Annotated in this window: 18 protein-coding genes and 3 pseudogenes; 7 read left to right on the forward strand and 14 right to left on the reverse strand. The window is 69.8% G+C overall.

Annotated features, from left to right (window positions below):
* Positions 1-2: 2 nt before the first annotated feature.
* The 3 genes from OO52_RS19715 to OO52_RS19725 form a co-directional block, all read right to left on the reverse strand.
* Complete coding sequence (locus OO52_RS19715) at positions 3-476, reverse strand: hypothetical protein (RefSeq protein WP_030647922.1); 474 nt, start codon at positions 474-476, stop codon at positions 3-5.
* 14 nt (positions 477-490) lie between these two features.
* Complete coding sequence (locus tag OO52_RS54230) at positions 491-838, reverse strand: hypothetical protein (RefSeq protein ID WP_324608301.1); 348 nt, start codon at positions 836-838, stop codon at positions 491-493.
* A gap of 102 nt (positions 839-940) precedes the next feature.
* Entirely contained in the window at positions 941-2,374 is a 1,434-nt protein-coding gene (locus OO52_RS19725; RefSeq protein WP_030647927.1) for an endo-1,4-beta-xylanase, read from the reverse strand.
* A gap of 1,072 nt (positions 2,375-3,446) precedes the next feature.
* Between OO52_RS19725 and OO52_RS19730 the strand changes: the two genes are divergently transcribed.
* The 4 genes and pseudogenes from OO52_RS19730 (at position 3,447) to OO52_RS19750 (ending at position 8,612) form a co-directional block, all read left to right on the forward strand.
* Complete coding sequence (locus OO52_RS19730; RefSeq protein ID WP_030647932.1) at positions 3,447-4,871, forward strand: non-reducing end alpha-L-arabinofuranosidase family hydrolase; 1,425 nt, start codon at positions 3,447-3,449, stop codon at positions 4,869-4,871.
* Positions 4,872-5,889: 1,018 nt separating this feature from the next.
* Positions 5,890-6,252 (forward strand): annotated as a pseudogene (locus tag OO52_RS19740) (hypothetical protein); the annotation flags it as partial.
* 415 nt (positions 6,253-6,667) lie between these two features.
* Entirely contained in the window at positions 6,668-7,501 is an 834-nt protein-coding gene (locus OO52_RS19745; protein ID WP_030647940.1) for a PIG-L family deacetylase, read from the forward strand.
* Between the two features lie 643 nt (positions 7,502-8,144).
* Entirely contained in the window at positions 8,145-8,612 is a 468-nt protein-coding gene (locus OO52_RS19750) for a hypothetical protein (RefSeq protein ID WP_158712529.1), read from the forward strand.
* Between the two features lie 821 nt (positions 8,613-9,433).
* Here OO52_RS19750 and OO52_RS54235 read toward each other — a convergent pair.
* From OO52_RS54235 to OO52_RS47505, 3 genes and pseudogenes are all read right to left on the reverse strand, one after another.
* Positions 9,434-9,937, reverse strand: coding sequence for an MFS transporter (locus OO52_RS54235; protein WP_063738798.1), 504 nt, complete (start codon positions 9,935-9,937; stop codon positions 9,434-9,436).
* 142 nt (positions 9,938-10,079) lie between these two features.
* Positions 10,080-10,697 (reverse strand): annotated as a pseudogene (locus OO52_RS54240) (MFS transporter); the annotation flags it as partial.
* Positions 10,654-11,248 (reverse strand): annotated as a pseudogene (locus tag OO52_RS47505) (helix-turn-helix domain-containing protein). The pseudogenes OO52_RS47505 and OO52_RS54240, both read right to left, overlap by 44 nt.
* A 177-nt stretch (positions 11,249-11,425) precedes the next feature.
* Here OO52_RS47505 and OO52_RS19760 point away from each other — a divergent pair.
* Positions 11,426-12,652 (forward strand): MFS transporter, encoded by a 1,227-nt coding sequence (locus OO52_RS19760; RefSeq protein WP_030647946.1) that lies wholly within the window; start codon positions 11,426-11,428, stop codon positions 12,650-12,652.
* 205 nt (positions 12,653-12,857) lie between these two features.
* Here the strand turns inward: OO52_RS19760 and OO52_RS19765 are convergent, their stop codons facing one another.
* From OO52_RS19765 to OO52_RS19780, 4 genes are all read right to left on the reverse strand, one after another.
* Complete coding sequence (locus OO52_RS19765) at positions 12,858-13,385, reverse strand: gluconokinase (protein ID WP_078629875.1); 528 nt, start codon at positions 13,383-13,385, stop codon at positions 12,858-12,860.
* The gene (locus OO52_RS19770) at positions 13,372-14,805 is read right to left on the reverse strand and encodes a glucose-6-phosphate dehydrogenase (RefSeq protein WP_030647951.1); all 1,434 of its coding nucleotides are present in this window, start codon (positions 14,803-14,805) and stop codon (positions 13,372-13,374) included. Before OO52_RS19770 ends, OO52_RS19765 begins: the two co-directional genes overlap by 14 nt.
* Positions 14,802-16,649 carry a glycoside hydrolase family 15 protein gene (locus tag OO52_RS19775; RefSeq protein ID WP_030647955.1) on the reverse strand — a complete coding sequence of 616 codons (1,848 nt, stop codon included), beginning with the start codon at positions 16,647-16,649 and terminating at the stop codon, positions 14,802-14,804. Before OO52_RS19775 ends, OO52_RS19770 begins: the two co-directional genes overlap by 4 nt.
* Before the next feature lie 70 nt (positions 16,650-16,719).
* Complete coding sequence (locus OO52_RS19780) at positions 16,720-17,769, reverse strand: NAD(P)-dependent alcohol dehydrogenase (RefSeq protein ID WP_030647957.1); 1,050 nt, start codon at positions 17,767-17,769, stop codon at positions 16,720-16,722.
* Between the two features lie 286 nt (positions 17,770-18,055).
* Here OO52_RS19780 and OO52_RS19785 point away from each other — a divergent pair, with 286 nt between their 5' ends.
* On the forward strand, positions 18,056-19,105 hold the full coding sequence (locus OO52_RS19785) for a lactonase family protein (RefSeq protein ID WP_030647960.1): 1,050 nt from the start codon (positions 18,056-18,058) through the stop codon (positions 19,103-19,105).
* 27 nt (positions 19,106-19,132) lie between these two features.
* Here OO52_RS19785 and OO52_RS19790 read toward each other — a convergent pair whose 3' ends face one another.
* From OO52_RS19790 to OO52_RS19805, 4 genes are all read right to left on the reverse strand, one after another.
* Complete coding sequence (locus OO52_RS19790; protein WP_030647963.1) at positions 19,133-19,933, reverse strand: universal stress protein; 801 nt, start codon at positions 19,931-19,933, stop codon at positions 19,133-19,135.
* 18 nt (positions 19,934-19,951) lie between these two features.
* A complete protein-coding gene (locus OO52_RS19795; RefSeq protein ID WP_051818653.1) occupies positions 19,952-20,362 on the reverse strand; it encodes a hypothetical protein in 411 nt (136 codons plus the stop codon).
* Between the two features lie 347 nt (positions 20,363-20,709).
* A complete protein-coding gene (locus tag OO52_RS19800) occupies positions 20,710-21,447 on the reverse strand; it encodes a hypothetical protein (RefSeq protein WP_030647969.1) in 738 nt (245 codons plus the stop codon).
* A gap of 256 nt (positions 21,448-21,703) precedes the next feature.
* The gene (locus tag OO52_RS19805) at positions 21,704-22,621 is read right to left on the reverse strand and encodes a phosphotransferase (RefSeq protein ID WP_030647972.1); all 918 of its coding nucleotides are present in this window, start codon (positions 22,619-22,621) and stop codon (positions 21,704-21,706) included.
* Between the two features lie 662 nt (positions 22,622-23,283).
* Between OO52_RS19805 and OO52_RS19810 the strand changes: the two genes are divergently transcribed.
* Positions 23,284-26,586, forward strand: coding sequence for a S8 family peptidase (locus OO52_RS19810; protein ID WP_037629629.1), 3,303 nt, complete (start codon positions 23,284-23,286; stop codon positions 26,584-26,586).
* Positions 26,587-26,868: the final 282 nt, after the last annotated feature.

Genomic DNA, 26,868 nt, shown 5'->3' on the forward strand with positions numbered 1-26,868 from the left:
CCCTACTCCGTGACGAAGGGCGCATATCCAACCGGGACCTCACTCACCTGAAGGTCCGAGAAGAGCAAGGTCACGTTGTGCGCGTTGGTTTCCATGCGTACCTCGTGAATGTCGATCCCGAGGGCCTTCGACCAGCGGCGGGTCGCCTCGGACTCAGGAAGAAGTTTGGCTCCCGGGTACAGGGCGTGCCACTTCACCCCCCAGACGTATCCGTCGAGGTCAACACCGGTTTCGTAGTCGATGAGCCGGTCGTCCAAGGAGATCCGCCAGGTCTCCGCCGGCACTGACGTCTCACACCGGGCCTCAACGCAGTACCGGAAGAGATACCGCAGGTGGCCCGGCGCGATGCCGGTACGCGGATCAGCCGTCGCGTAGACGATGACCTCGTAGTCGCGCATGTAGTTGGTGTATCCGTGGTGCACAACATCGTGATCGAAGGCCTCGTCCAGCATCTGCTCAAGTAGGGCGGTATCCATGACGCCCTTCTATCTCACTCGGCAAGACCCTTGATAGCGAGATTCACGGATGCTGGGCGCCGCTGCCTCAGAGATCGTCCGGACAACTCCTGATACTGCGACGGGTGTTCACGTCGGACGTGGTTCTGGGGGCGGCCGATTGGCCGCGGCGCCCGTAACCGGGCCATGCCCTGCGCGTCGTCGCTGCTGTCGGCGGTGGAGTCGCCCGCGGCCTCGGCGGTGGACGCCCCAGAGACGTCCAGCGCCTTGCCGTTGTTGCGATTGGTCAGGACGTACCAGGCGTTGGTGTTCACCGTCGCCGCCTCGGCGGGCGCCGGATGCACCCCCGCGAGCATGCCGGTCCCGAGGGTCGCCGGCACCACGGCGGCGACCCTCGGGACCATCAACGATGTCCTGCCGGAGGGGCGGGAGGAGCCGCACCGTAGGCCCTCATCGCCTCACCCTTTTGTCTGTGGCGGGTCCTCTCAGGTGCGGGTCCAGTGTTGGTTGCTGCCGTTCGAGCAGGAGTAGAGCTGGATCAGGGTGCCGTTGGCGGTGCCGCCCCCGACGGCGTCGAGGCAGAGGCCGGACTGGACGCCGACGATGGATCCGTCGGAGTTGAGGCGCCATTTCTGGTTGTCGCCGCCCCAGCAGCTGTAGATCTGGACCTTGGAGCCGTTGCCTGTGCCGGCGGCGTCCAGGCATTTGTTGCCGTAGACCCTGAGCTCGCCGGCGTCGGTGTACGCCCACTGCTGGTTGGTGCCGCTATGGCAGTCCCACAGCTGGAGCTGGGTGCCGTCGGTGGTGCTGGCGTTGGGCACGTCCAGGCAACGGCCCGAACCGACGCCCTTGATCTGACCGGAACCCGCCGGGGGCGGCGTGGTGGTGCCACCGTTGAGTGCGTTGAGGACGGCGGTGTAGGCGGGCTTCTTGCTGCCGTCGCCGTTGAACAGCAGGGGCGTGTCACCCGAGCGCCAGGAGTCGCTGTCCCGCACGCCCCAGACGGTGATGCCGAGGCAGCGCGAGACGGCCAGGCAGTCGTTGGTCACGTTGGCGTAGGTCGTGGACGAGGCGCCCTGGATGTCGAGTTCGGTGATGGCCACGTCGACGCCGAGGGCGGCGAAGTTCTGCAGCGTGGTGCGGAAGTTGCTGTTGTAGGGGCTGCCGCTGTTGAAGTGCGACTGGAAGCCGACGCAGTCGATCGGCACGCCGCGCTGCTTGAAGTCGCGGACCATGTTGTACACGCCCTGGGTCTTCGCCCAGGTCCAGTTCTCGATGTTGTAGTCGTTGTAGCAGAGCTTGGCCGACGGGTCGGCGGCGCGCGCGGTGCGGAAGGCGACCTCGATCCAGTCGTTGCCGGTGCGCTGCAGGTTGGAGTCCCGGCGGCCGCCCGAACCGTCGTCCGAGAAGGCCTCGTTCACGACGTCCCACTGGGCGATCTTGCCCTTGTAGTGGCCCATCACGCCGTTGATGTGGTCGATCATCGCCTGGCGCAGCGTGCTGCCGCTGAGGCTCTGCATCCAGCCGGGCTGCTGGGAGTGCCAGGCCAGGGTGTGACCGCGCACCTGCTTGCCGTTCTGCACCGCCCAGTTGTAGACGCGGTCGCCGGCGGTGAAGTTGAACTGGCCCCGCTGCGGTTCGGTGGCGTCGATCTTCATCTCGTTCTCGGGCGTCACCATGTTGAACTCACGGCCCGCGATCGACGTGTACGCCGAGTCGCCCAGCCTGCCCGAGGCGATGGCGGTGCCGAAGTAGCGGCCGCTCTGCGCCGCCGCGGCGCCGAGCGTGCTCTCGGCGGCGTGTGCGGCCGGCGGCGTGACCAGTGCGGTGACCACACCGAGGACGCCGACGACCAGCGCCAGCAGCAGGCCGCGGATCTTCCGGCGGACAACGGGTCTGGGAAGGGCATAAGAGCCCATGACTGTGCCTCCGAGGTAGGAATCACGGATGGACTGAAGTGCAGGGGAGTGCGTCGTCCGCTCCGATACGGCAGACGGACGGGGTCGGGCCGGAGCCCGGGCAGCACGGGATCACCGGACACCGCGGTCACGGGACCAGGACGATCCCGACCGGGACGCGCCGCACCCGGCCGGCCGTCGGGTGCCGTACGGCCGGCGGAGGTGTCTCGACACAGGCATGGAGTACTCCATCGCGGCTCAGCCGGGGGACCGTCACCCTGCGTCGCGTATCTCTCCAACTGTGCGAAGAGCCAGGATGCGCTGGTGCGAACCTCACCGGAACGAAACGGGGTGGCGCAGGTGCTGTGGAGCGCGGATCTGTCGTGCGGCTGGTCGTGGATCTGTCGTGCAGCACTGACTGCCCAGGCCGATACGGCTCGATATCTCGAACTGGGGCTGGTTTCTCAGACAGGGATGATTGAGGTGGTGACCATGGATCGTCAATACTCCCCGCGGAAGAAATTTCCGATCGGCATACGAAACTTTCGGAATTCCATCAGTCGGGTGGCTAGCCTTGGTGCTGCCGTCGGCGGACGCCGGAGGGGAGCTGTGGTGGCGTGCGGGGAGTCCGGTGTGCCACGGACGTTGGGGCAGGGTCGACCGGGTGTCGGCACCGTCCGCACATCGCTTCCTTACGGGGTCAAGTGCCGTACAGGCCAACCATTTGACGGTGTGACGTATGCCGTTCGACGCATGGGGGTCCGAACAATTTCGGTGTGAATGGCGATCCATGCGAGAGGTATTGACGCCGTTCACCTGTTCTCTATCATTCGGGTTGCTCGACACTTCGATCCCTGTTCGACATGACGAACAAATCGAACCGCCCCCTCTCACGTCAGGGTCATTCAGGGTGGCGCTACCTGAAGTCGGAGTCGCAAGGGGGCCGTACCGCACGCATATGTCATGACCGCGCCAACTCATCTCGGCGTCTGCCGTGGTGCTCACAGACTGCTGCGCACCGCACCCACCGACAGTCCGGCCGGCCTCCGACGAGGCCGACCGGAACCGCCTACTCAAGGTTGAGGAAGTATCCATGCACAGAGGAAGTTTCAGCCGCAGGCATCCGTCTGCGGTGCTCGCCGCCGTGGTTGCGACCCTGGCCGCGCTGGCGGCGATGCTCGTCGCCGCCCCGGCTCAGGCGGCTTCCAGCGGCGCCTTGCGCGGCGTCGGTTCCGGCCGGTGTCTCGACGTGCCGGGCGCCAGCCAGACCGACGGCACGTATTTGCAGATCTATGACTGCTGGAACGGGACCAACCAGCAGTGGACGTTGACGGACAGCAACCAGCTCACCGTGTACGGCAACAAGTGCCTGGACGTTCCGGGCCACGCCACCGCGGCCGGTACCCGGGTGCAGATCTGGACCTGTTCCGGCGGCGCGAACCAGCAGTGGCGGGTGAACTCCGACGGCACGGTCGTCGGCGTCGAGTCCGGGCTGTGCCTGGAGGCTGCGGGCGCCGGTACGGCCAACGGCACAGCGGTGCAGATCTGGACGTGCAACGGCGGCAGCAACCAGAAGTGGACCGGCCTGTCCGGGACGACCCCGCCGGACGGCACGTGTTCTCTTCCGTCGACGTACCGGTGGACGTCGACGGGTGCCCTGGCGCAGCCGGCGAACGGGTGGACCGCGGTGAAGGACTTCACCACTGTGACGCACAACGGCAAGCACCTGGTCTACGCGTCGAACGTCTCGGGGTCGTCGTACGGCTCGATGATGTTCCAACCCTTCACGAACTGGTCGGACATGGCGTCGGCCGGCCAGACCGGCATGAGCCAGTCCGCGGTGGCGCCCACGCTGTTCTACTTCGCGCCCAAGAACATCTGGGTGCTGGCGTACCAGTGGGGTGCCTGGCCCTTCATCTACCGCACGTCGAGCGATCCCACGAACCCCAACGGCTGGTCCGCTCCGCAGCCGCTGTTCACCGGGAGCATCTCAGGTTCCGACACCGGTCCGATCGACCAGACCCTGATCGCCGACGGCCAGAACATGTACCTGTTCTTCGCCGGTGACAACGGCAAGATCTACCGGGCGAGCATGCCGATCGGGAACTTCCCGGGCAACTTCGGCTCGTCGTACACGACGATCATGAGCGACACGAAGGCCAACCTCTTCGAGGCGCCGCAGGTGTACAAGGTGCAGGGCCAGAACCAGTACCTCATGATTGTCGAGGCGATGGGCGCGAACGGGCGCTACTTCCGTTCCTTCACCGCCTCCAGCCTGAGCGGCTCGTGGACCCCGCAGGCCGCCTCGGAGAGCAACCCCTTCGCGGGCAAGGCCAACAGCGGTGCCACGTGGACCAACGACATCAGCCACGGTGACCTGGTCCGCAACAACCCCGACCAGACCATGACCATCGACCCCTGCAACCTGCAGTTCCTCTACCAGGGCAAGTCCCCCACCGCGAGCGGCCCGTACGACCAGCTGCCGTGGCGGCCGGGTGTCCTCACCCTGCAGCGCTGAACCGGTCTGTGCACCCCGTCGGCGGCCGGCCCCACCCAGTTCGGGCCGGCCGTCGTCCCTGGCGTCACTTCGGTGATCACCGGACCGCGCACCATGAAGCAGCCGAAGCTGCGGGTCGACCAGCGGCGGCGATGACGCAAGCGGGATCGGCGGGTCACGGCCGGTCGATTCGCATCCCGGGTTCACGGCGACGGTACGCCGAACAGGGCCGGCAAGGCACAGGCGCGATGCTCGCGTGTCGAAAGCGGTGCGGCGCGGAAGGTGGGCCGTGAGGTGGGCCGCCAGTTGCGCGACTTCCCGGACTGTGAGGCCGGGGTGATCTGGTGGACCGGTGCTGCTTGCGTGCGAGGTCTGCGTGGAGATCGTCCAGGACAGGAGCGCAGCCCAGCAGCGCGAGCAGCGCAACTCCGAGGGCCTGTGCCCCGAGCACGGCAGCCGCCTCGGTCCATCGGGGCTGTGCGCGACCTGCGAGCTGGACGACGCAGCAGCCAGGCCGGCCCCGACCGTGGTGCACCAGCGGGCACCGGACGGCCGTCGCGCAGCTCCTACGGCGACTGCGGCGCGGATCCTGCTGACCGGCCGGACCCTCGGGGACGGCCTGTGCAGGCTGTGCCGCGAGGAAGCCGCCGCCTTGGCCGCCGACCATGCACCGCCGACCTCCGGCGTGACCGCAGACCGGGTCTGTACAGGCCGGGACGGGCGCGTTCCATGCAGCCGTGCGCCTCTGGCGAGTCGCAGCGTGTGCGCCCACCACCGGGTCCAGGAGGACGCCTGATGCCCAGGAACAGCAGCCCAGTGGCGTCGATCTGGCCCGAATCGCCCTCGGGCCGCAAAGGAGGCAACGCAATAACGGCGGCCGCCGACGAAGGGGCCGCCCAGGAGCGGGCCACCCATGAGGCGGCCGGCCGCACGATCGTGCGCGGCCGGCGCGTCCTCGTGCCCGGCTCGATGCACCTGCCCGAGCCGGACGATGTCGACCACCCCGGCCGGCGCTGGGAGCAGGCGGCGGAGGCGCGGAAGGTCGGCGGAGGGCGGGGTCGTCGGGGCACTGCCGTCTGCCGTGGAGGTGCTGTCGCGTCCCGCCGATGCGGAGACGGTCGATCTGCAGGTCCGGCCGGTGTCGGATGTGCTGGCGATCTTCCGTCCGATGTCAGCCGAAGAGATCGAATTCGACGTCGACCTACGTGAGCTGCAGGGCCAGGCCGGAGTGGACACTCTGTGCGGCTTCCTTTGCGCGATCGGCCGTCGGCTGGGCAAACCAGTGGTCATGACGGCGGAGGGCGACTACGGCGATCCGGTGCTCGGTTTCGATCCCGCAGCCGACCGTGTGGTGCTGCTAGCGGAGCCTCAGCTGATCGCACTCGTCGGCCGAGACTCGTAGAAGGTGCCATCGCGGAGCAGGCGCCTGTACATGAGGGGATCATCCTGGCAGGTGCCGGGATGATCCCCCGCCCCCCAGGACGTCCTCTTCGACGACATGGTCCACCAGACCGCTGCCGGCACTGTCGTGCCCATCCAGGCAGCCAGGATCACCGCGAGCGGAAGCCGCAGCGCAAGGTATGGTGGCACGCTGCGGCAACTGCGCAGGCAGGGGTGACGCGTTCCGTCCCCGCAACGTGCGCCGACACTCCCACCTGCGTCCTGGAGGCCAAAGCGGCCGCGCCGGGAACAGCCGGTCCGGCCGGCACGGTTGCATCGACCGAGAGACCGGCGCCGCACCAGGATCCGGGCCCCGAGATCGCGGTACACCCGCCGCGTACTCAGACCAAGACGTATTTCCGCAGGAGGATCGCTTCATGACCGACCGGCCCTTGACGCTCATGGCAGTGCACGCCCACCCCGACGACGAGGCCACCGGCACCGGAGGGGTCCTCGCGCGATACGCGGCGGAAGGCATCCGCACGGTTCTCGTGACGTGTACCGACGGCGGTTGCGGTGACGGACCGGGAGGTGTCAAGCCGGGCGATCCCGGGCACGATCCCGCGGCGGTCGCCTTGATGCGCCGTCAAGAACTCGAAGCGAGCTGTGCCGTCCTGAAGGTCAGCGACCTGGAGACGTTGGACTATGCCGACTCCGGGATGATGGGCTGGCCGAGCAACGACGCCCCCGGGTCCTTCTGGCAGACCCCCGTACAGGAAGGCGCGGCCCGGCTCGCGGAACTCATGCGGCACTACCGACCTGATGTGGTCGTCACCTACGACGAGAACGGCTTCTACGGCCACCCCGACCACATCCAGGCCCACCGCATCACGATGGCGGCGCTGGAGATGACCGAGCTGACACCGAAGGTGTACTGGACGACGATGCCTCGTTCGATGATGCAGCGGTTCGGCGAGATCATGCGCGAGTTCCACGCGGACATGCCCGAGCCGGATCCTGCCGAGGCCGCCGCGATGGCCGAGATCGGCCTCCCCGACGACGAGATCACCACGTGGGTGGACGCGACCGGGTTCAGCGGTCAGAAGTTCGACGCGTTGGCCGCGCACGCCAGTCAGGGCGAGAACATCTTCTTCCTCAAGATGGGCAAGGAGAGGTTCGGTGAGCTGATGGGCATGGAGACCTTCCTACGTGTCCAGGACGCCACCGGCGCGGCCACACCCGAGAACGATCTCTTCGCCGGACTGCGCTGATCCGCCCGTCCGACTGGACGGGACAGCGCATCGACTGCACGGCGCGCGATCGAGCGGGTCACACACCGGCAAGCCTGTCCACGCGGGTTCCGCTTCGGCCGCCCGCGTCCGGGCCTCGCCGGCGGCGTCGACGCGTGCGCGACTTCCGGCCGACACCGCGCTGCGGAGGTCGACCGGGAGCTGCCGGACCTGTCGCAGATAGGCACGCGTGGCGACTGTCCGCAGCCATGCCCGAGGTGTCGTGATCTGCGACCACTTGGGAAAGCCTTCGACGAACGCAGCGTGTGCGGCTTCCGACGCCTCGTGACGAGAGGCGCCCAGGCGCATTTGTCCGAACGTTGAGTGACGGTCACACCGGCCCGCTGAACCCCGGCCCGGCCGCTCGATGCCGACGAGCGCGGGAAAGACGGTGCCACCGCCCGACGCGGCCGTGCAGCGTCGCCCACGCCACGAGGACGCCTCGGACAGGCCCTGCGGTTCGAAGGGCAATTGGACCGCCTGGCGGGATCGGATTGTTCACGAGTTCCGACGGCGCCCGGTGGCACACAGGACGCACCCTCGGAGACCGGGAGAGTACCCGGGACACGCCTCGTTCCCTGCGAGACTGAGGATGCCAAGCCGTGAACAGCAAGAAAGACATACCGTGGACGAGGTACAAGAAGGTCTCTGCTTCGCAGGTTCCGCCGTGGTGACCGTGTTCGTCATCGGCGCGGGCAACGAACCGCTGCCGCCGGAGACGTTCCACCTTGCCGGACTCGCACCCGACGAGGTGCACCCTTACAAGCTGCAGGAGCAGCCGGCAGCGATCGCGCCGCTCGGCCTCATGTCGTACGACCTCACCTTCCACGACACCTCGCTCGCCCTGTCCACCTATACGTGCGAGGCGCTGCGCCGCCTGTGCGCGGACGGCCGAGCCGTGGCCTGGGCAGGCTTCGAGGGGTCGTTCCACTACGACCACCTCCTCACCGAAGACATTGCCTCCTCGGTCTACGGATACTGTGCGAGCGGCGCCGAGCCCGTCGTCGCACGGGACTTCGCCACCCTGCGCAGCGCAGCCTGGAGGCAGCGGATAGCCGAAACCCGCGCGACCCTGCAGGAACTGCTGCGTTGACTTTGAGCCACCGACTCCGGAAGTCCCACACCGTGGTGACCCACGTTCGATGGCACACGCGCTGAACCTTGAGCGGCAACGGTCGATATCCAGCAACTCCGCGAGAGACGGGTGGCACCGGTGCGTGTCACCCATCGAGTGGATGCGCACCGGATGGACGGTGGTGCGCACCGCACTGGTGTCCAGCCATCCGCACGGTGGTGCGGTCACCGGTGCAGAGCGACCACGGTCTCCACCACCGCACGGGCTTGTGCCATGTGCTCATCGCGTAACGTCTGCACAGCCCGGACGACGTCCGTCGGTACGACTTCTCCCAGGGTGGGGGAGTGGCCGGTCCCTGTTCGCGCCCGTCCACGGAATTGATGGGATCCGTCACCGCCGGTGCCGTCGCCGCCGGGAACGGCCGAATCGCAGACCGGCGCCGTCGCAAGGCGGAACGGTGACTGTCGTGTTCCGCAGCCTCCGAGCAACGTCGAGACACACCGCAACTGACGCGAGGACTCCAGTTCCGCTGCTCACATCGCCTCTGTCTCCTCCGCGAGGATGAAGGTCCAAGTCGGTTCCACCCGGTGGTGGATGGCGCCCCCCGCTTCGTCTCGGAAGTCGGATCACCGGTCTTCGGCTCGGCACAGCATGCGGGGTACGGCTTCGAAGTGGTGCGAGCCGGAGGGGTGACCGTGCGGGAACCCGCCCCGCGGCCCGGGTCCAGGCCGACGGGGCGGCGCCCGCCGGGGCGACCGGCAGGCCCGGTTCGGCTCGTTCTTTGCCGCGGTGGCGGTCCATCTCCCGCCACTCCGGGCGCAGACCAGTGAGGTTGGTCGTCAGGAAGTACACGGTGCCGCAGCCACCAGCACGGGTGCGAGACCCGTCCCCGCCACGGCGGCGCCTCCGAGCAGGCCACCCAGTGGAATCCCGGCCCAGGTGAGGGCGTCACCGATACCTCGCGCCCTGCCCACCATCTCCGGGGGGACGCGTTCGTACGTGACGGCACCGATGATCGGATTGATGAAGCCGCCACCAAGGCCGCCGATGCCTATCACCACCGCCACGACCCACAGCGGCGCATCCGTCGTGAGGACGAGGAACCGCGGCGCCCCGGTGACGAGCCAGCCGAGGAAGAACACCGGGCGACGCCGCAGTCTGTGGGCCACCGCCGCGGCGACGAGACTGCCGACCGTCGCCGTGATGCTGAACGCCGCCAGCACCAGTCCGATCGCGGCAGGACCGTAACCGGACTCCCTGGCCCAGACAGGCACGAGCACGGCCACATATGCGGCGTCCAGCAGATTCGTGACGCCGAGCATCGCGTAGAGCGCCAGCAGCATCGGCTCCGTGCGCAGGAACGTGAAGCCCTGCCGGAAGCTGTGCCAGTAACCGCCCTGCGCATCGCGTGGGGCCCTCTCCCGCTTCCTCTCCGACAGGGTGCCGATGTGGCTGTCCCATGCCGCGAGGCAAGGCCACGGCGATGAGCAGCGAACCCAGCACGAAGCAGGCGGCGTTGACCCCCAACCCGGCCATCGGGCCCACCAGCCCCACCAGAGCGCCCCCGGCGGCTGGCCCGACGGTTCCGGCCAAGCGCTCGAACACGCCCTGCAGCCCGGTGGCCCGTTCCAGCGGCACCCGGCTGAGTCCGGCCGCCTCCGGGATCATGACGTCCTTCGCGAGATCCCCGGGGCTGCGGACCGTGCCGATGACCGCGACCAGGGCCAGCAAGGCCCCGAACGACAGCATGCCTTCGGCGTGCAGCAGGGTAAGCAGCAAGGCGGCAACCGCGCTGACGACGTCCGCACTCCAGGAGATCCGGCGGGGCCCGACCTGGTCGACCAGTGGCCCGACGAAGGCCTTGACCGCCACATAGGGCCCCATCTCGCAGAACGCGACCAGACCGGTCTGTGTGGCGTTGCCGGTCGTGACGAGCACGAACCACGGAATGGCGGTGGCCGAGATCCGGGTGCCGCTGTGCGCGACAGCAGCGCCGCCAGAACCCCGCCGAGCGGCCGTAACCGCGCCCGGCCGGTCGTACCTGCGTACTCGTACCGCATCAGCCCTCCTCCCGCTCGGCGATGTCGACGTCCGGCAGCACATGGACGTTCACCCACACCCGCTCGGCGTCCCGGGGCTCCTGGTCGCCCGAGGCCCGCCGGTACCGGTCGATCACGGCCCAGATCTCGTCGCGCATCTCCCGGGCCTCCGCGGGGGTTGAGTCGCAGTGCGGCGTCGCTCATGTCGAAGCCCTCCCGCCACGGCCGCGGCAGCGTCTGCAGACCGTTGAGCGCTTGCTGGGTGCGCATGGTGTGCGTGTTGTGCACCGACTGCAGATACGCCAGAGCCGCCTCGGGCTCCCGCTCCGCGAGGTCCTCGGAGCTGAAGCGCGTCAGCTGGTGCACCGAACGCCACCAGCGTTCCCGCGCGTTCCCTCTCTCCGCGTCCTCCTCCACGAAGTCGGCCGCGGCGAGCTGGCGCAGGTGGTAGCTGGTCGCTCCGGAGTTCAGACCCAGACGGCCGGCCAACTGCGTTGCCGTGGCGGGTCCGTGGGTCCGCAGCAGGCCGAGGAGCTGCACACGCACGGGGTGAGCCAGGGAACGAAGGCCCTTGGCGTCCAGGGCGACGGACTTGTCATCGGGAATCTGTGCCATGCACGACTGCCGAGCCCGAGCCCCCAACAAACCTGTGACCTGCAACGACCGTGAGCATGAGCAGGATTACGACGCCACCCTTCGGGACAGCAGTGGTGTCGCATATCTGCCAGCCCCTGCCCCGTTCCGCCTGCTGAACTGAAAGCGCAACAGCACACACATCACGGGACGGAATCCATGGCCGCATCCACCACCGCCACGACGTGCGACTCCGGCGGGCCCGGATCACCGCCCCGCTCCACGGTGACCGGATGGCTGGCCGTCGTCGCGGTGATGCTGGGCATCTTCTCCATCGTCACCACGGAAATCCTCCCCATCGGACTTCTGACCAAGATCGGCGCCGGCTTCACCGTCTCCGATGGCATGGCCGGACTGATGATGACCATGCCCGGCTTCCTCGCGGCGATCGCCGCCCCCGTCGTCACCGTCGTGACCGCGCGGATCGACCGCCGCCTGATGCTGTGCGTCTTCATGGTCCTGCTCGCCGCGGCCAACTTCCTGGCAGCAGCAGCCCCCGACTACTGGTTGGTCCTGGTCTCCCGCGTCATCGTCGGCATCGTGATCGGCGGCTTCTGGTCCATCGGCGCCTCACTGGCCGAACGCCTGGTACCCGCCGCCTCCGTCGGCCGAGCCACGGCAGTGATCTTCTCCGCAGTACCCCTGGGCTCCGTACTGGGTGTTCCGGCCGGCACACTCATCGGGGACCTGGCCGGATGGCGCACCGCGTTCATCGCGATGGGCGGCTTCACCGTCGCCGTACTGATCATGCTGTTGATCGTCACGCCGCCACTGCCACCTCACCAGACCACGCGCCTGCGCGTACTACGCGGCATGCTCAACAGCGTTTCCATCCGATTTGCACTACTCCTGACGGTTCTGGTCGTGTTGGCGCACTTCGGTACGTACACCTACGTCACACCGTTCCTCGAGCAGGTCACCGACGTCAGCTCCGGGCTCATCACCGTCTTCCTGCTCATCTACGGGGCGGCAGGCATCCTCGGCAACTTCCTGGGCGGCTCTCTTGTCACACGGCACCCTCGGGCCACCTTCGGTATCGCCGCCGGCATGATTGCTGCCGCCACCTTGCTCCTGCCCGTTCTGGGGCACGGCACAGTCGGAGCGATCGCCCTCCTCGTCGTCTGGGGCGTGGCATACGGGGCGGTCCCTGTCTGTTCCCAGACGTGGTTCACCAAGGCGAGCCCCGACACCCCCGAAGCCGCTTCCGTCATGTTCACCGCGTCGTTCCAGGCCACGATCTCCCTGGGCGCTCTGACCGGTGGACTCGTCGTCGACGCCGGCTCACCCTCGACGGTCATGACCCTGGGCGGCATGACAGCCATCCTCATGTGCATCGCTGTATGGACCCACTACGCCCGGCGCCTGGCGTGGCCGGACACCACCTGACCCGTTTCGGCTTGCCTGACGACCCGGCCAGCAGGCCGGAGGAGCGAGGACACCGTGCGCTTCGACCACCCCGCCCCTCCCTGTCGAACCTGAAACCTCACCGCAGGCCAGGCCGGTGACGCGCCGGCCTTCACCAAGGGGCACGGGCCGCCTACGTGTTCCCCGCCGCATGCCATGGCGGACACCGGCCTTGCCCTCGACGAAGTCAGTGAAGCTGCCGCGCCAGTAGGTCTGCGGCCAGGTCGGTGAGGACGTCGGGAGCCGGCGTCGCGTCGAGCTCGGCTCCCGGCTCGTCCGGTTCGAGGGGTTCGAGCGTGGCAAGCTGCGAGTCGAGGAGCGAGCTCGGCATGAAGTGGCCGGTGCGTCCGCCGATCCGGTCCGCCAGCACTTCGCGGCTGGCGATCAGGTGCAGGAAGAATGCGCCCGGGCAGGACGCTCGCAGGATGTCCCGGTAGTGCCGCCTGAGTGCGGAGCAGGCGACCACCGCACCGGTGCCCGCCACATCCCGCTGGTGCAGCCAGCGGCCGACGGACTCCAGCCAGGGGCGGCGGTCGGCGTCGTCGAGCGGCGTGCCGGCCGACATCTTGATGATGTCGGCCGCGGAGTGGAAGTCGTCGCCGTCCGCGAAGGGCACGCCCAGCCGCTGTGCCAGCAGGCGGGCCACCGTGGTCTTGCCGATCCCTGCGACGCCCGTGACGACGACGCACGGGGACCGGCGCTCAGTGCGGTCCATCTTCCGGTAGTGCTTCGGGGTGCAGCAGGTCGCTGCGCCGCCGTTGGGCACCCTCGTGCGGCCGGGGAGGCGGACCGTCGGAGCCGGCCGGATACTCCTCCAGCGGGACCCGGTTGCTCTCCCATGCGTTCAGGACGGGGGCCAGGACCCGCCACGCCTCCTCGGCCTCGTCGCCCCGGATGGACAGGGCGGGATCACCCTTCATGACGTCCAGAAGGAGCCGGCCGTAGGCGGGCAGGTCGGGCGGTTCCATCCGCGCCGTCAATGAGAGCTGGGTGAGGGCCTGGGCGCGTGCGCCGATGCCCGTCATGTCGAGGGTCATCCCTTCCGGCTCCAGCCCGAAACGCAGCACGTTGGGCTCGGCCTGGCCTTCGTGACCGAAGGGCAGGTGGGGAACGGAGCGGAAGCGCACCGCGACCTCCTTGCGGTCCCGTCCGAGCGCCTTGCCGCTGCGCAGCCGGAACATCGTCCCCGACCAGCGCCAGCTGTCCAGTTCCAGTTCGACCTCGGCGAAGGTCTCCGTGCGCCGCCCGGGGTCCACGCCCTCCTCGTCGACGTATGCGGGGACATCGTGGTCGCCGATCCGGCCGGACAGGTAGCGTGCGCGGCGCGTGCGGTGCACGACGTCGTAGTCGGTGAGGAGCCGCACGGACCGCAGCACGTCGACCTTCCGGTCGCGCAGGTCCCGCTCGCCGAGGGTGATCGGGGGTTCCATGGCCACGAGGCACAGCAGTTGCAGCAGGTGGTTCTGCACCATGTCCTTCAGCGCGCCGACGCCGTCGTAGTAGCCGGCGCGGCCTTCCAGGGCGAGGGTCTCGTCCCAGACGATCTCGATGTCCGCGATGTGAGTGCTGTTCCAGATGGGCTCCAGCATCCGGTTGGCGAGCCGGCTTCCGAGCACGTTCTGGACGGTCGTCATGGCGAGGAAGTGGTCGACCCGGAACACTGCCTGTTCGGGCACGAGACCGGCGAGCAGCCGGTTGAGCCGGCGCGCGCTCGCCAGGTCTTCGCCGAACGGCTTCTCCAGCACGATCCGGCTGCCCGGCGGCAGCCCCGCCTCGTGCAGGGCCGTGACCACGTGCGGGAAGAGTGCCGGGGGAAGGGCGAGGTACACGGCGATCGGGTCGTCGCCGACGACGACCGCCGCGACGTCCGCGGGGTCGGTGACATCGGCCCGCCGGTAGTGGGCCGAAGCGGCGACGGCCGTCCTCGCCTCGACGGGGCAGGAGCCGCCGTGGCGGTCGAGCTGGTCGGCACACCACCCGCGGAAGCGGTCGGTGTCCCAGCCTTCCCTGCTCGCGCCGGTCAGCCGGAAGTCGTCGTCGATGTGTCCCGCGGCCCGCAGGGCGGCCAGGGCCGGCAGGAGGTAGCGGGCGGTGAGGTCGCCCGTCGCGCCGAAGACGGCGAGCCGGTTGATCATGTCCGTGTGCCTGCCTTCGCCCGCGCGAGGTTCACGCCGCTGGCGATGATCCCGATGTGGCTGAACGCCTGGGGGAAGTTGCCCATGAACTCTCCAGTGGTGGGCTCGATCTGTTCCGGCAGTAGTCCGAGCGTGCTGGCACGGGCGCACAGCGAGGTGTACACCTTCTCGGCCTCCTCGATCCGGCCCTGGGCGGTCAGGTTGTCGGCCAGCCAGAAGCTGCACAGCACGAAGGCGCCCTCGTCGCCCGGCAGGCCGTCGGGCGACTCCTCGTGGAGGTAGCGGTAGAGCAGGCCGTCGCCGGCCGACAGGCGTTCGGCCACGGCCGTGGTGGTCGCGGCCATCCGCGGGTGGCCGGCCGGCACCACGTGGCGCAGCGGGAGCGCGAGCAGGCTCGCGTCGAGCGCGCCGCCGCCGTCCAGGTGCGCGCTCAGCGTCTGCGCGTCCTCGTCCCAGGACTCCTCCAGGATGCGCCGACGCAGCCGGTCGGCCGAGGCACGCCAGGCTGTGGTCGGCCCGGGCAGTCCGAGCCGCTCGCCGATGTCCGCGGCCCGGTCCAGGGCCACCTGGCACATGCCGGCCGAGTACGTGAACACCCGGCCGTCGCTGCGTACCTCCCAGATCCCCTGGTCCGGCTGGCGCCACGCCTGCTCCGCGGTTTCGGCGAGCCCCGCCAGCCCCGCCCACAGCGCGGGCGGCACCTCACGGCCCGAGCGCAGCCACTGGTCGGTGCGCAGCCACTGGTCGGCGCAGTCCAGGATCTCGCCGTAGACGTCGTGCTGGCGCTGATCGGCCGCGCCGTTGCCCCACCGCACCGGACCGGAGCGGCGGTACCCCTCCAGCTCGGTGTCCTCGATCTCGTCGGGTACGGGGCCGCCGTCGAGGTTGTACATGATCCGGGGGCTGCGGCTCTGCTCAACGGCGTCGAGGACCCAGCCGAGGAAGGCGTCCGCCTCGCCGGTGAAGCCGACGCGCCGCAGGGCGAACACGGCGTAGGCGGCGTCGCGGATCCAGGCGTAGCGGTAGTCCCAGTTGCGGACTCCGCCGACCGGCGCGGGCAGGGAGGAGGTGGGCGCCGCGACGACGGCGCCGTTGGTCCAGTCGTCGCACAGCTTCAGGGTGATGGCGGCACGTCGGACCAGTGCCTCTTGGGGACCGGAGTAGTCGAAGTGTTTCATCCAGCGCCGCCAGGCGTCGGCGGTGTCCGCGAGCACCGTGTCGGTCTGGAACCGGTGGTGGCGGTGGAAGCGGCCCCAGGACAGCACGAGGTCGAGGTGGTCGCCCTGTCTCAGGTCGTGGGTGCTGTGCAGCCCGGGCAGGGGGTGATTGGAGCGCAGGTGCAGGCGCAGGTCCGGCCGGCGGGAGGGTCGCAGTTCCAGGCCGCTGAAGAGCGTCTGGGTCGTGCCGCCGCCGCGGGGCTCCAGGTCCACCCGCAGCCGGACGTGTCCGGAGAGGACCACGGCCGACCGGACGAGCTCGGACCGTCCGGCCGGGGAGTCGTCGGTGAGGTCGGCGCCGGTGCGCACGGTCAGCGCGTCGGTGACCCGTACCAGGCCGGTGGTACTGCGCATCTCGGTGGTGAGGACACCGGTGTCGGGTTCGTAGCGCTGGCGGGCCTCCACCAGGTCCTGCGGGGCGAGGGTGAAGTGGCCGCCTCGTGCGTGGTCCAGCAGGCCGCAGAACAGGGGGTCGGAGTCGAATCGGGGCAGGCACATCCACGGGATCGAACCGTCCAGGCCGACCAACGCGGCCGTCGTACCGTCCCCGATGAGGCCGAGGTCCTCCAGCGGCAGGTAGCCCTCGCGCCTGCGGACCGGGCGGAACGGGGGGTCGGGGTCGTGCATAGCTCCTCGCTTCCGCGGCGCCGCAAAGTACCGTCCGCCGCGCTGCGCAAGTCCGGGAAAGGACGACTGCCTAGAAAGTGATCAGCACCTTCACGACGTCTTCGAGCTTCTTGTCCGCGACCTCGAAGGCCCGCTCCATGTCGTCGAAGGGGAACGTGTGGGTGGTCATGCGGGTGGGGTCGATGCGCTTCGCCTCCACCACACGCAGCAGCCGTTCCATGCGGAGCCGGCCTCCGGGGCAGAGCCCGGTCACGATTGTCTGGTCCGCCATGCCGACGCCCCATTCGACGCGGGGGATGCGGATGAACTCGCCCTCGCCGAAGTAGCCGATGTTGGAGATGGTGCCGCCGGGCTTGGTGATCTTCACAGCCGTCTGGAAGGTGATGTCCGCGCCCAGTGCCTCGATGGCGGTGTCGACCCCTTCTCCTCCGGTGAGTTCACGGATCCGCTCGACGACGTCCTCGCTGGTGAAGTCCACGATCTCATCGGCGCCGTACTCGCGCGCCAGTTTCTGCCGACTGGGCACCGACTCGACCCCGATGACCCGGCCGGCGCCGCGGAGCCTGGCCCCCGCCGTGGCCATCAGGCCCACCGGCCCTTGCGCGAGGACGGCGACCGTCCCGCCGATCGGAATGTTGCCCTTCTCCGCTCCCATGAATCCCGTCGAGAGCATGTCGGCGCAGTAGACCGCCACGTCGTCACCGATGGTGTCGGGGATCCTGGCGAGATTGGCGTCGGCGTCGTTGACGTGGAAGTAGTCGGCGAAGACCCCGTCCTTGCGGTTGGCGAACTTGAACCCTCCGAGCGGTCCGCCCGACTGCGAAGGGAACCCGTTCTGGGAGGCCAGGTCGCCCCAGTCGGGGGTGATGGCGCCGACCAGCACGCGGTCGCCGGGCCGGAAGTCCTTCACCTCGCTGCCCACCGCGTGCACGATGCCGACCGCTTCGTGGCCCAGCGTCAGGTTCTTCCTCGGGCCGATGCCGCCGTGCACGGTGTGGGAATCGGAGGTGCAGATCAGGGCACTGGTCGTCTGCACCACCGCGTCGCCCGGGCCCGGCTCCGGGACGGGCTTCTCCATGAAGCCCGTCCGTCCGATTTCCTTCATCACGAACGCCTTCATCCGCCCGTCCTTCCTCCGCCGACTCACTGCTGACCGCGACAACGATGAGCCGGCCGCATCGACTCCGGCATTCGGCGTCAGCCCTTCACACCTGCCACTGTCGCAAGGTCCGAGCCCGCTCGCGACTCGACCGGACGATGCCCCGGTCAGGCGAGGCGGGCGTGGGGGAGGGCTCCGTAAAATGGCCTCGGTGAGATGACCCGGGTGACACGCCTGTCCCGGCACTGGCCCAGGCGGCGAAAGCGGCCCTGTCGGCGTCGGGCTCCGCGCGAGGTCGGAGGACGCTGTGGGTGACGAACACACGGATCGAGCCTTCATCGGATCGTTCACATCGTCGGGCGGCCGCGGCATCGTGGTGGCCGCCGTACATCCGACAACGGGAGCGCTGACCGAAATCGGCGTTGTCGATGCCCTACCGGACCCGTCCTACCTGACCGTCGATCACGCTGGGCCGGGACCGGTCCTGTACGCCGTCTCCGAGACGGCACAGGGCTCGCTCGCCGCCTACGACATTGCCGATCCCGAACCCCGCCCGCTCGGCGTCCCCGTGGCAGTGCGAGGGGATTCGCCCACCCATCTCTCGGTGGTGCGTGGTCACCTGCTGACCGCCAATTACGCCTCCGGCAGCGTCACCGTGCTCCCCCTCGCCGCCGACGGCGGCCTGCGAGCCGCCGGCGACGTGCGGCACTACACGGGCAGCGGACCCGACCCCGCCCGCCAGTCCGGCCCGCCCGCGCACCAGGTACTGTCCGACCCCTCGGGACGGTGGGTGCTCGGCGTCGACCTCGGCGCCGACAAGGTGTGGATCTTCTCCCTGGACGCGCGGGAGGGAAGGCTGGTGCCGAACGGCGAGACGTCCTTGCCGCCCGGCACGGGTCCGCGTCACCTGGCCTTCCACCCGTCCGGAAGCCACGCCTACGTTCTCGGAGAACTCGATCCGGCCGTCACCGTGTGCCGCTGGGACGCCGCCGCCGGCGTGCTCGAACCGGTGGGGACGGCACCCTTGTTCCCGGACGGCACCGACGAGGCCGTCTCCCCCTCGGCGCCGGTTGTCTCGCCCGACGGCCGCCATCTGTGGGCGGCGGTCCGCGGCACCGACACCATCACCGTCCTGGTGCTCGACGCGACCGGCGAGCGAGCGGAGCCGGTCGCGTCGGTGCCGTGCGGAGGTCGATGGCCGCGCGATCTGGTCCTGCACCCTTCCGGCACGCGGCTGTACGCGGCCAACGAACGCTCGGGCGACGTCACATGGCTGGACCTGGACCCCGCGACCGGCGTCCCGCGACGCGCCGGTTCCCTGCCGGTGCCGGCGGCGTCCAGCATCGTGTTCGCCTGACGGCAGCGCACGCACACCCGGCTGCCCTCACGCTCCGCCGCGGACGACGGCGACCGGGCAGTGCGCGTGGTGCAACAGTGCCTGGCTGACCGAACCCAGGAGCATCCCGGAAAACCCGCCGCGCCCCCTGGCGCCGGCAACCATCAATTGGGCGTTTCTGCTGGCCTGGACCAGGACCTCGCGGGTCTCGCCGCTCAGCACTTCCTGTCGGACCGTCACGTCCGGATAGCTCTCCGCGCGTCCGGCGACCGCCTGGGCCAGCAGGCGCTCCGGGCTCTCCACGCCCGTACCGGCCGGTGCGTGGTCCGGCAGCCACGCGTGCACGGCGACGAGCTCGGCTCGCCGCAACTCGGCCTCGGCGAAGGCGAATTCGACCGCCTTCTCGCCCTCGGGGGAGCCGTCGACGGCCAGCACGACGGGCCCGGAGCAGTCCGGCTCCTCGCGGACCACCAGCACCGGACAGTGGCTGTGGGCGGCCAGGGACACCGCCGTCGAGCCCAGCATCATGCCGACGAAGCCCCCGATGCCCCGGCGGCCGACGACCACGAGGTCCGCGGCGCGCGACTCGGCCACCAGCACCGACACCGCACCGCCGATCATCACGGCTTCGTCGACCTTCACCCCGGGCGCCACACGCCGGGCGTCCTGTGCGGCGTCGTGCGCCAGCGTGTTGAGCGGGGACGGGTCCAGCGGTGCGTACATGGGCCCGACCGGCCAGCTGAAGGCGTGCACCACACGCAGCTCCGCACCGCGCCGCTCAGCCTCCCGAGCGGCCTGAACCACCGCGGCATGGCTCGACGACGAGCCGTCCACGCCTACGACGACCATGCTGCCCACAGCGCCTCCTCACACACGTCGGTACCGCTGGGCCCTGGCGAGCCGGGCCGTCAGGTGGGCCCCTCGCGGCCGTCCGCTGAAGGCGATGGGCCGCTCCTTGTGGCCGGGCTCGAGGTGCGCCGTTTGCACGCCGTGGGACGCCCTCTGGTTGGTCTTGTTCGTGATCGTCACCAGGGCGGCGGGCGGTCCGCCGGTCCGGTGCCGGGGCAGGCTCTCGGACACGGCGTTGCCGCGGCCCTGGACGTTCTCGAGCGCACTCTCGGCGGCGGTGTCGGCCCGGGCGGCCTCGGCGTCGACGGACGCCTCGAATCCCAGGGCGCGGGCAGCCGCGGAGGATGCCGCTGCCGAGGCTGGCGCGCGAGCGGAAACGATCGCGGAAGCCGCCGAAGAGGTCGGCGCCGACCGTGGCGTGCCGGACATGGTCTGACCGCCGCCGCGACCTGTCAGGGTGAGCGTCCCGACCGCGCAGCCACGTGGCATCGCGACGGCTCGGTGACCGAAGCGACGGGAGCTGCCGGTGAACCTTGGGGACATGTGCCATCCTTTGCGCCTTACACGGCCGAGCACACTCATCTTCCGCCCCGAGATCGCGACCGGCGAGTCGACCGTGGCCATTCGGAGGGGGCGTGCACCCCTCCCCACGCAGGGCTCACCACGTCATGGTGCTGCTGCCAAGCGGGGCACCCTCCTCATCGTGGCACGGCGGGCCGGCGAAGCCGTTCGGCGAGCTGCCGCGAGCCACGGCAGCGGGAAGTCTCTCTGTCTCCTTATTGCGGTCGCATGAGGTCCAGGTCCTCGCCCCATGCATCCAGTACCTCGCCGAGTCCAGCCTCCCGGGCCACCGCCTCGACGAGGGTGAACAGGTGTCGCTGCCGGGATACGTCGCCTGTTGCCGAGATGTGGTCCACGGCGCGGAGCAACACGTCGGTGTGCCAGCCCGGAAGCGGGTACCGGTCGAGCTCCCACTCGAGGAACTTGTTGTAGGGGCGGGGGCGACGGTCGAGAGCGAAGAGCAGCTCCAGCAGGAACCGGATGCTGTCGGCGGCGTCCAGGCGAGCGGCTAGAGCCTGGCCGTCCCGGTGGTTCTTGACGGATCGGTAGAGCGAGTTGGCGTAGGCGTCGAGCCAGCCACGGGCGCTTTGGAACGCCTCATCGGCATCCAGGCGAGCCTTGTCGGCGAGGATCCGCGCGATGCCTCCGTCGAGCCGGTCGAGCACGATCTGGGCTCGGGCGAGGGCGTAGCGTTCAAAACCGGGCATCCCGGCTGCACGGAACTCGGTGAGAGAGACGATGACGAGGTCCAGATCGGCGGTGCGGTGGCCCGCGAACCGGGTGAGGTCGGTCGTGACGTCATCAGCGAGGACCACGTACAGATCGTGGTCGGAGTGCCGGGTGATCATGCCGTCGTGGGCTCGGGAACCTTTGAGTACGAGGCCGACGACGGCTGGATCAGCGGTGGCGAGTTCGACGAGTGCGTCGTAGGTGAGAGGCTGCTCAGCAGTCATGGTGTGGATCTCCGCGACGTGATGACGGGTATGCCTGCCGGGGCGGCCTCCTGCTTCGAGAGGCGCCCGCACCGTCTGCGGCTGTACATGGCCGCCGCCCACACGGATCAACGCACATCCTGACCCTACCGCCGGCCGGGCCGTGGGGCAGGGAGTCCGGGGGAGACGTCAGCATGCCGGCCCGCTTGGTCACAGCCGCTCGCCGAGGGGCGCGACCAGGACGGTCGTCGGACAGTGAACGTGCGAGGCCGGTTGATCAGGCGTCCGCGCGGCGCAGCCGCTCAGGTGCTTCTCTGGCCAGCCGAGCGGCGGCGGAGCTGTCCGGCCGGGCGACTGATGCCTTCTTGGCGTTGAAGGCCAGCACCCACAACCCCGCGGCCCAGGCCACCTCGGATTCCTCACGCGTCCACGGCCGTCTGCGGGCCCGGGCGTATCCGTCCAGGAACCGCTCGGTCTCGGCAACGGTCGCAGGCCGGTCTTCAGGCCCGCCCGTGGGGAAGACCGCGGCTGCCAGCCCGGCAATTGCCGCCTCGGGCCGGGCGACCGCGCTGTCCCAGTCGTGCACCACGTGCAGCCTGTCGCCGTTCCAGCGAATGTTCTGGGACTCGAAGTCGCCGTGCCCGACCACCTCGGGCAGAGCGGCGCGCCGCAGCCGGGTGCGCACGCGGCGGGCCGTCTCGTCCAGCCGGCCGGGGCCGGGGTGGTCGTTGAGGTCCACGTCCATGTCGTCCGGCCACGGCCAGGGCCGCGGATCGTCATGGTCCCAGCCATTCCACGGCGGCGCGGGAGCCAACGACGGCACGTCCGCGACTGACGGCGCTGCCGCCATCAGGCGGGCCAGCGCCTCCGCGAACAGTTCGGGCGCGTCCGGATGCGGCGGCAGCACGGTGCCACCGGGGACCAACGCCTCGGCCGTGACGACGAGGCCCCTCAACGGCCCCTGGCCGCCCACAGGTTCCGGGCCCGCCAACGGCTCCGGGCACGGGAAGCCGGCTTGGTGCATGCGGCGTTGCACCTCCAGGCAGCCGGCCCGCCGGGGTGTCAAGGGTCTTGCCTTGACGACGACTTCACGGCCGTCCGCCAGCCGCAGTCCCATGACCGTGGACAGGTGGGCGCGTTCGAAGAGCGTCTCGGCGGGCGGCGAGCCCAGCCACTTGCTACACCACCTGGACAATTCCCCCACCACAAGAGCTCCCTGTCCTCGACATCACCGCTTGACCGAGCAGCGTCGCTTACGGCTCCGATCTTCGCGGCTGAATGGGCCGTTCGCACGGGTGCGCAGCGAAAGCTTCCCAGGGCGGTCGGCCGCCGACGTTCGACAAGACTGACTACCGTCGGCGGCATGCCGGCGGTAGTCGGGGATCAACCGGCTCGAACGTCACCGGGCCGGGACGGTCGCTGGGATCCCGCGTCTCCGCAGGTAGGCCCGGTTGCGGCGGGAGTCGTACACCTTGTCGACCCGCACCCGGTCCGGGTGCCTACGTGGCCTGCCCGGACCGAGCCGGGCACCCGGATCGCCTCCGGGACCGTTCTAACCGCGGCGAGTCACCCCGCCGCCCGGCCGTGATCACCGCGGAACGATCGCGGCGGGCGCTCCCGGTCACCATGCGCCGCCGACCACGGAACGGGCCGCAAGTGACGACCAGTAAGTCCAGACTAATCCAGCCACGTTACCCCCTATGTCGCGAATGGCCCGATTGACGGGCGGAATTGGGAAACTTAGCGTGTCCGCGTCATGGGGCGACGGCGCCTGCAGCGGCCAGGGGACCCACCGAGGACTCCCCCCACGGGGCAAAGGGGTACGGCACCTTGCGAAGATCACCGAGAAGAACCGTCATGACCGTCATGGCCGCAGTCGCGGCAGTGGCCATGGCCGCCTCCGGGACGACGGCGGCAGCCATGCCGCCAGGTGCCCGGGGCGATGCCTCCCCGCCGACGCGGTCCGGTGACGAACATGTCGTGGAGGCCGACCGCCAGATCACCCTCATCACCGGTGACGTGGTGCGGCTCGACCATCGCGGCAGAGTGGCGAAGGTGAGCCAGGCGAAGGGCCGGGAGTCGATACCGTTTCAGACCTTCTCGGCGAAGGGACACACCTATGTGCTGCCCACTGATGTCGGCGGCCTGATCGCCTCCGGAAGACTGGACATGCGGCTGTTCGACGTCACCGAGCTCAGCCGCCCGGAATACCGTCAACTCGTCGGCGACGGAGTACCGTTGCTCGTCAGTTACACGGGCGCGGAGCGAAGGACCGTCGCGAGGGCCGGCGGTGCGAAGGTGCGGGCGGAGATCGCCACCACCGGCAGCGAGGCGCTGACCGTGCCGGGGGCAGCGGCCTCGCGGGTGTGGACCTCCCTCACCGACGGCCCCGGCCGGAGCCCTCGGCTCGCCGCGGGGGTGCGCTCCATCCGTCTCGACGGACTGGTCAAGGCGTCGCTGGACGTGAGCGTGAAGCAGATCGGCGCCCCCGAAGCATGGCGTGCCGGATACGACGGCACAGGAGTGAAGGTCGCCGTGCTGGACACCGGCGTCGACACGCGCCATGCCGACCTGGCCACCCAGGTGGTCGCGGAGAGGAACTTCACCAGTGCCCCCGACGCCGCCGACCACAACGGCCACGGCACCCATGTGGCCTCCATCCTGGCCGGAACCGGGGCCGCCTCACACGGTACGTACCGGGGAGTGGCACCCGGCGCCGAGCTGATCAGCGGCAAGGTGCTCGACAACTACGGCAGGGGCACCGAATCCTCGATCATGGCCGGCATGGAGTGGGCCGTCGAGCAGGGCGCCACCATCGTCAACCTCTCGCTGGGAGGTTCCGACACGCAGGGGACCGACCCGCTGGAGGAGACCGTCAACAGGCTCTCCGACCGTGCCCTGTTCGTCATCGCCGCCGGCAACGCGGGACCGGGCGCCATGACTGTGGGCACCCCGGGTTCGGCCGACGCGGCCCTGACCGTCGGCGCCGTCGACAAGCAGGACGTGCTCGCCGACATGTCGTCCCGAGGCCCCCGGCTGGATGGCGCGATCAAACCCGACCTCACCGCGCCCGGGGTGGACATCACCGCGGCGGCCGCGGACGGGAGCCTCGTCGACCAGAGCGGTGTCCCGCACCCCGCCCCCGGCTATCTGACGCTCTCGGGAACCTCCATGGCCACGCCGCACGTGGCGGGCGCGGCCGCACTGCTCGCCCAGCGGCATCCGGACTGGAGCCCCGATCTGCTCAAGGAGGCGCTGGTCGGCTCCGCCCAGCCGGGCCCCTACAGCGCCGTCGAACAGGGCAGCGGACGGGTCGACGTGGCACACGCCATCACCCAGAGCATCGCCGCCCGGCCCGCCTCGCTGAGTTTCGACCGGCCCGGCTGGCCGCACGGCGACGACCAGCCGGTCACCAAGACGCTCACCTACCGCAACACCGGCACCACGGCGGTCACGCTGGACCTGGCGGCCACCGCCGACGGCCCGGCGGGTGCCCCCGTACCCGACGGCTTCTTCACCCTCGGAACCCGGCGACTCACCGTCCCGGCAGGCGGTACCGCATCGGTCGACGTCACCGCGAACCCCCGCCTCGCCGGCTCGACGGAGGGCGTGTTCAGCCTGGCCGTCACGGCGACGGGAGACGGCCAGACCGTCCGCACCGCAGGGGGTGTCCAGATCGAGGGCGAGATGTACGACCTGCGGATGAAGGCCACCGCGCGGGACGGCTCCGAACCCGACGAGGACACCTGGAAAGCCTGGATATACGACCTGACCGGCAACCGTTTCTACCCGGTCACCAGTGACGACGGCACGCTCGAACTGCGCTTGCACGCCGGCGACTACACCATCCTGGGCGAAGTGATCACGCTGGACGAGGAAGGTGTCGCCTACGTCGGCGAGGACTGGATGGTCGCCCCCCGGCTCAGCCTCACCAAGGACACCAGCCTCGCCTTCGACGCGAGGCAGGCCAAGCCTCTCGACGTGACCGTCCAGGATCCCGCCGCCACCCTCCAGTCCGGCAGTGTCAACATCATCCCGCACGACATCAGCGGTCTGCCGATCGCCCTCTCCACCTTTCCGATGGCCGAGGGCATCCGGCTCCAGCAGGTCGGCCCCGAGCCGAAACCCGGCACGGTGACCTCCACCCTCCTCCTCGACCTCGCCCACGGCGATACCAACTACCTGCTGGCGGACGAGCTCAAGGACGCCTTCTTCACCGGCTACCGGCACCACGCGAAGGCCAAGGAACTGGCCAGGCTCACCATCCGGCAGGGCACCACCATGACACCGCGATGGGGCGCGATCGTGTCCGAGCCCGAGTACCGCACACCGCCGGCGGCCATCTCCACCGACCTGCCCCACACCACCACCCTGTACCTCCAGGGCGGCATCGAGTGGAAGCACACCTTCGAGCAGCAGGCGGTCCGGGACACCGAGGCCCGGTACCGGCTGCCGGCCAGGAAGTACCGCGCGGGACGCGCCTACACCGAGACGTTCAACACCGGGGTCTTCGGTCCCGCGCTCGACACGGACACCGGCGCCGGGCCGGCGACCGGACTCGTCAGGGACGGCGACCGGCTGACCGGAGCGGTGCACCCGTTCACCGACGGCGCGGGACACGACGGGGAGAGTGTGTACGACGGGGAGAGCGCCACCACGACACTCTTCCGCGACGGCGTGGAATACGCGACGCTGCCCGGCGTCCTCGACGAGACCGCCTTCGACCTGCCCCCGGGCAAGGCCCGCTACCGGCTGGTCACCACCGTCAGCCGCGCTCGGTCGGCGGTGTCCACCGTGGGCACCGAGGTCTCCTGGTCCGCCGAGTTCAGCTCGGGCCACACGGCGAGGCCCACCCCGCTCCCGGCGAGCGTGGTGCGCTACCGGCCGGAACTCGGCCTGGACTCCACCGCGCCGGCCGGCGCCCGGCAGACCGTCCCGCTCACCGTTCAGGGCTCGGCAGCCGGCCACCGCCTCGGATCGCTGACCGTGTACGTCTCCTACGACCGGGGAGCGCACTGGTCCCGGACCGCCGTGCGCCACGGCAAGGTCACCGTGCTCAACCCGGCCGCGGGCGAGTCCGTCTCCTTCAAGGCCGAGTTCACGGACCGCCAGGGGAACGCCTTCTCGCAGACGATTCTGGACGCCTATCGCACCCGGTAACAGCACCTGCGCTCACCGTACGGGCCGCCGCACAGGCAGCCCGTACGGTGAGCGCAGCACCAGGGGAGCGGGGCGCTCCTCGGTCCCGGGCAGCGCCCTTCGCCACCGTCCCTCAGGATGAACCGAGTCGACTACGCCGCGCGAGGCTCCATGGGGCGTCCGGCATCGCACGCACGGCCCGGATCGGGCCGGTGCCGGCCGTGGGGCCGCGGTCCTGGCCTTCCCGGGCACCCTGGAAGCAGTCCCCGGCTCACGAAGCGACAGTGCGCCGGATGTCTCGCG

The sequence above is a fragment of the Streptomyces flaveolus genome, assembly GCF_000716535.1.
Taxonomy (GTDB): Bacteria; Actinomycetota; Actinomycetes; order Streptomycetales; family Streptomycetaceae; genus Streptomyces; species Streptomyces flaveolus_A.